This is a genomic window from Nonomuraea sp. NPDC049784 (genome assembly GCF_040659615.1).
Lineage (GTDB): Bacteria > Actinomycetota > Actinomycetes > Streptosporangiales > Streptosporangiaceae > Nonomuraea.
Genome location: NZ_JBFAMX010000013.1, coordinates 58,740 through 64,739, shown reverse-complemented (window position 1 = coordinate 64,739; position 6,000 = coordinate 58,740). Strand labels below are relative to the sequence as shown.

The following is a 6,000-nucleotide window of genomic DNA, read 5'->3' as shown; positions in this document are numbered from 1 at the left end:
CCGCCTTCCGGGCTGGGCGCGCCTCCCAGACGGCGGAGCCGGGGCTCCAGGCCGTCCCACCGCCCGGCCGCCCGATCGACCGCGGCCGTCACCAGCTCCACGACCTCCGCCACCCGCAGGTACTCGGCCTGGTCCGCCACCCGCCGCCCCTCCGCGAGCAGGGCTTCGGCGCGGTCCAGCCGGCCGATGTGCAGCGCGCCCTGGGCCCAGTTGAGGCAGGCGCGGGCATGCTCGCGAGGCACGCTCCTGAGCCGGTCGTCACGCAGCAGGTCGTCGATCAGCCGCCAGCTCCCCGGATCCCCCTGCTCCAGCAGGAGGGATGCCCGCGCGATGCGTACCGCGATGTCCACGTCGCGGTCCCCGCTGCGGCAGGAGGCCTTCTCGGCCTCGTCGCAGCGCGCGGCGTGCTCGCTGACGTGCCGGTCCACCACGGTCTCCGGCGCCGCGAGCACGGCCAGCGCCCGCCCCAGCAGCGCGGGCCGGTCGTCGAGGTCGTCGACCGCACGCTCTATCTGGAGGTAGCCCGCCCGCGCCTCACCCTGCTGCCGGAGCAGGCGGCCGAGCGCGAAGCGGAGCTCGCCGCGCAGGGGGGCGGGGAGCGGCTCGGCGGCGAGGAGGCGTTCGAGTATCGGTACGGCCTCCGCGTGGGCCAGGCCGTCCACCGCCGCCCGTCCCAGCTTGACGGCTAGGTGGACGCGGTGCTCGCGCTCCAGCGAGCCGATCTCCAGTGCCTGGAGCAGGAAACGCGCCGCCGTGGCGTCGTCGCCGTGGGACAGGGCCGTGTCGGCGGCGGCTTCCGCGTTCGCCACGAACTCGGCGGTGCGGCCCGCGTGCCGGAAGTGGTGGGCGAGCCGGGCCACCGGCCTGGGACCGGCCCCGGACTCCAGGGCCTGCGCGGTCCTGAGGTGCAGCCATCGCCGTGCCGGCGCGGCCACGGACTCGTACACGATCTGCCGGGCCAGCGCATGACGGAACGAGGACTGCCCGTCCTCTTCATGCAGCAGCCCCACGGCCTGCGCCGACGCGAGCGCTCTGGCGATCTCCAGGGCACCGCGGCCGGTGACCTCCGCGAGCAGCCGGTCGTCGGGCGTCATGCCGATCACGGCGGCGGCCCCGAGGATCTCCCGCGCGGTGTCGTCGAGCGAGGACAGGCGCTGCAGCAGGACGTCACGCAGCACGGTCGGGACGGCCAGGCCGGCCAGCACGTCGGGGCGGCCGGGGATCTCGCCGGCAGGCAGGCGCTCCAGCAGCGTACGGAGCACTTCCTCCACGACGAACGGGATGCCCCCGGTCTTCTCGTAGAGCGGAGCGGCGAACGTACGGGGGAGGTCGCTCTTCAGGATGCTCCGCGCCAGCTCCTCCACCTCGGCCAGGCTCAACGGGGTGAGGCTGACCACCCGAGCGGGACCCGACAGCGCGCGGGCGAACGCCTCGCGAACCGGCAGCGGTCCCGACTCGGTGCGGACCGTGAGGATCACCGAGACGTTCCGCGGCTGGTGGGCGGCGAGGAAGGCGAGGAAGTCGTGCGTGCCGCCGTCGGCCCAGTGCACATCCTCCAGTACGAGCACCAGCGGGCTCAGCTGGTCGAGCAGGGCCACGGCCGCCCGGAACACCCGGTGCCGCTCCGCACGCTGGTCGGGTAACGCGGGCAGCGGCGGCGGCAGGTGCTCGGCGAGCTCGGGAAGCAGCGGCGCGAGCGCTCCCACGATCGGGCTGAACGGCCGGGCGGCGACGAGGTCGCCGACCAGGCGGAATGCGTCGATCAGGGGAGACAGCGGCAGGGGCTCCTGGAGCTGCTCGCACTGCCCCACGAGCCTGCGGACGCCGGCCGTCTCCGGGGCCGCGAGCAACTCCCCGACCAGGCGGCTCTTGCCGATGCCCGCCTCCCCTTCGATGACGGCGAGGGAGGGCGGGGCGGCGATGACGGCACGGAGGAGCGCCAGCTCGGAACGGCGTCCGATGAGCACATCGGAGAGGGCGCCCGAGGGGGCCACGCGGGGCATGCGACCACCCCCTACCTGCCCTGATGGCGAAATATCAGCGGAAAGCCAGGTTACCGGATCTACGTAACGCCCAAATTTCCGTATTCGGTACGGATGCCGCTTCAGTCCGCCCCTCGTTAGCCTCGGCGATCATCCGCGTGATCAGCGGCGATGCATTGAGGGGCAACAATGGACCTGTCCGAACCTACGCGTGGACGCCGCTTACTCGTAGCGGCGATCGCGCTGATCGCGGTGGCCTGGCCGGGCGCGGCCGAGGCGGAAGCCGCACCCGAAGAACAGAAGACGTACATCGTGCAGATGGCGGCGGACCCCGTCGCGACGTACGAGGGTGACGTGGCCGGGCTGGCCACCACCAAGCCCCAGCAGGGCAAGAAGATCGACCCCGGCTCCGCCGACGTCAAGAAATACGCGGACCACCTGCGCGGCCGGCACGACGCCGCGCTCAAGAAGGCCGGCGGCGGCAAGAAGCTCTACGACTACGTGTACTCGTACGGTGGTTTCGCGGCCAAGCTGACCGAGTCGCAGGCCAGGGAGCTGCGGGCCATGCCCGACGTCGTGGCCGTGACCGAAGACAAGAAGGTGACGGCGCAGACGTCCTCGACGCCCTCGTTCCTGGGCCTCGACGCGCAAGGCGGCCTCTGGGACCAACTCGGCGGCCCCACCGGAGCCAAGGGGAACAAGGGCGCGGGCGACGGTCTGGTCATCGGCGTGATCGACAGCGGCATCTGGCCGACCAGCAAGAGTTTCGCCAGCCCCGACGCCGACGGGAAGCCGTACGACCCGGTTCGCGGTTTCAACGGCACGTGCGTGTCCGGGAGCCCGGACGGCTCCTGGGACGGCGGCATGTGCAACGGCAAGCTGGCCGCGGCGCGGTACTTCAACGACGGCTGGGGCGGTGACGAGGGGGTCAAGAAGGAACTGCCGTGGGAGTACCTGTCGCCGCGCGACTACAACGGGCACGGCACGCACACCTCCTCGACGGCGGCCGGTAACTACGGCGTCCCCACGACGGGGCCGGCCGCGGCGTTCGGCTCGATCAGCGGCATCGCGCCGCGGGCGCGGGTCTCCACGTACAAGGCGCTCTGGTCGACCCAGGACGGGTCCACGGCCAACGGCTACTACTCGGACCTGGTCGCCGCCATCGACCAGGCGGTCGCGGACGGCGTGGACGTCATCAACTACTCGGTCTCGGGCACGAGCACGGACTTCCTCGACCCGGCGGAGGCGGCATTCCTGTCGGCGGCGGAGGCGGGCATCTTCGTCTCGGCCTCCGCGGGGAACAGCGGTCCCACCGCCTCCACGGTGGCGCACCCGTCCCCCTGGGTGACGACGGTCGCGGCGGGCACGCACAACCGCAGCACGCAGGGATCGGTGACGCTCGGCAACGGCACCAAGATCAGCGGCGCCTCGCTGTCCACGAAGGCAGGCCCCGCGCCCCTCGTCGACTCCACCGCGGCAGGACTGGCCGGCGTGGATGCGACGCGGCTGGCCCAGTGCTACGCCGCCAGGGACAACGGCGGCAAGCCAGTGCTCGACCCGGCCAAGGTGAAGGGCAAGATCGTCATCTGTGACCGCGGGATCACACCGCGCGTCAACAAGAGCATCGCCGTCGCCGAGGCGGGCGGCATCGGCATGATCCTGGCCAATGTCGACGAGAACTCCCTCAACTCCGACCTGCACTCCGTTCCCACGGTGCACATTGCCGTCAAGGACAGGCAGACGATCAAGGACTACGCCGCCACCGACGGCGCGACGGCAACCATCGACCAGGCGACGATCAGCAACGACGCCCCGGCCCCGTACGTGGCCGAGTTCTCCTCGCGCGGGCCGCTGGCGGCCGGTGGGGGAGACGTGCTGAAGCCCGACCTGATCGCTCCCGGTCAGGACATCCTGGCGGCGTTCGCGCCCCCGGCGGCCAACGGCCTGGAGTTCAACTTCTCCAGCGGCACCTCGATGTCGGCGCCCCACGTCGCAGGGCTCGCCGCGCTGCTGAAGGACCTGCACCCGTCATGGTCGCCGATGGCCATCAAGTCGGCGCTGATGACGAGCGGCACCGACGTACTCGACGGGCCCGGCACCGACCCGTCGGTGATCTTCGCCCAGGGCGCCGGCCACGTCGCCCCGAACAGCGCCGCCGATCCCGGGCTGGTCTACGACAGCGGGATCGAGGACTGGGTGGCGTTCCTCTGCGGGACGACCAAGGGCGTCGACAAGGAGATCTGCGACAAGCTGGCCGGGAAGGGGTACTCGTTCGACGCGAGCGACATGAACACCCCCTCGATCTCGATCGGCAGGCTGCCCGGCACCCAGACGGTGACCCGCGAGGTGACCAACGTCGGTCGCTCGACCACCACGTACACCGCCTCCACCGCCGGACTGGACGGCATCACGGTCGAGGTCAGCCCGAAAAAGCTCACGCTGCGGGCTGGGGAGACGAAGTCGTTCAAGGTCACGTTCACGCGGACCACGGCCCCGATGAACACCTATCAGGGCGGGCAGCTCACCTGGAAGGACAAGCAGCACACCGTACGCGTCCCCATCATCGTGCGGCCGGTGCAGGAGACCTGGTCGGCCAATCACGGGGTCGCGGGCGGGGATGACTCCGCCGAGCAGATCGCGCTCGACCCGAAGGGCAAGCGCGTGTACGTGTCGGGCGCCAGCTACGGATCGTCGCCCGGCGTGCTCAGCCCGAGCATCGTCACCGTCGCCCACGACGCCGTCACCGGCGTGGAGCTGTGGAGCAAGAGCTACGTGGGCCCCGCGGGCAACTACGACGAGCCGGAGGCGATCGAGGTGAGCCCCGACGGGAGCAAGCTGTTCGTCGTCGGCACCAGCGCAGGGAACGAGACCGGCACCGACGCCGTCACCATCGCCTACGACACGGCCACGGGCGAGGAGGTCTGGACCGCGCGGCACACGGGTCCGGGCAGCGCCTTCGACTCCGGCAACGCGCTCACGGTCAGCCCGGACGGGAAGAGCGTCTACGTCACCGGCATGTCCACGCTGGGCCCGGACGGTAAGGACGACTACTACACGATCGCGTACGACGCCGGCACCGGCGAGCGCACGTGGCTCACGCACTTTGCAGGGCCGGGAGGAGGGACCGACAGCGCGACGGCGATCTCGGTCGCCCCTGACGGCTCCAAGCTCTTCGTCACCGGCCAGAGTTCCGGCGAACGGGGCACGGGCCTGTGCAACTGGGGCACCGTGGCCTACAACGCCGGCACGGGTGAGCAGCTCTGGAGTGCCCAGCACGACGGCCCGGCGCACGGCATGGACTTGCCCTCCGCCATGGCGGTCGCCGCGGACGGCAAGTCGCTCTTCGTCACCGGTTCCGACGTCGATGCCGCTACGCAGACCGACATCACCACGATCGCCTACGACACGACCACAGGAAAGCAGACGTGGGTGGACCGCTACGACGGTCCGGCGCACGGCAGCGACAACACGCACGACATCGTGGTCGCGGCCAGCGGCAAGGTGTACGTGACCGGCAACACCGACGGCGTGGACACGAGGACGGACTACACCACCATCGCTTACGACCCTGCCACGGGCGCGCGGTCGTGGGTGCAGACCTACAGCGGGCAGGCGAAGTCCGACGACATCGCCTGGGACCTCGCCCTCACCCCGGACGGGAACAGGGTGGTCGTCTCCGGTCAGAGCGTGGACGACCCGAACAGAGGCGACGACTACGTGACGATCGCCTATGACGCCGCCAATGGTGCTCAGACCTGGCTCGGCCGTTACGACGGCGAGGTGGCCTCCAGGGACAGCGCCCACGCGCTCGCCGTGGACGCGACTGCCGACGCCGGTGTCCGGATCTTCGTCACCGGAACGAGCGCGACGGGCGGGCTCCCACCCGACATGCTGGAGCTGGACTTCGTGACGGCGGCGTACTTCGCGCCCTGGAAGAAGCCCTGATCCCCTGACACACCGGGCCCCCACCGCAGTGCGGTGGGGGCCCGCCGCGTCTCCAAGGGCCGGCTCGTCATCC

The 6,000-nt window shown here is 71.1% G+C and carries 2 protein-coding genes; one reads left to right on the top strand and one right to left on the bottom strand.

Features of this window, described 5'->3' with window-relative positions; translation table 11 throughout:
• Nucleotides 1-2,003, bottom strand: a 2,003-nt coding sequence (locus AB0J09_RS06075; RefSeq protein ID WP_360685885.1) for an AAA family ATPase, incomplete at its 3' end; no start/stop codon positions are given.
• 168 nt (nt 2,004-2,171) lie between these two features.
• Here AB0J09_RS06075 and AB0J09_RS06070 point away from each other — a divergent pair.
• The gene (locus tag AB0J09_RS06070) at nt 2,172-5,927 is read left to right on the top strand and encodes a S8 family serine peptidase (protein WP_360685882.1); all 3,756 of its coding nucleotides are present in this window, start codon (nt 2,172-2,174) and stop codon (nt 5,925-5,927) included.
• The last annotated feature ends 73 nt before the right edge of the window (nt 5,928-6,000 follow it).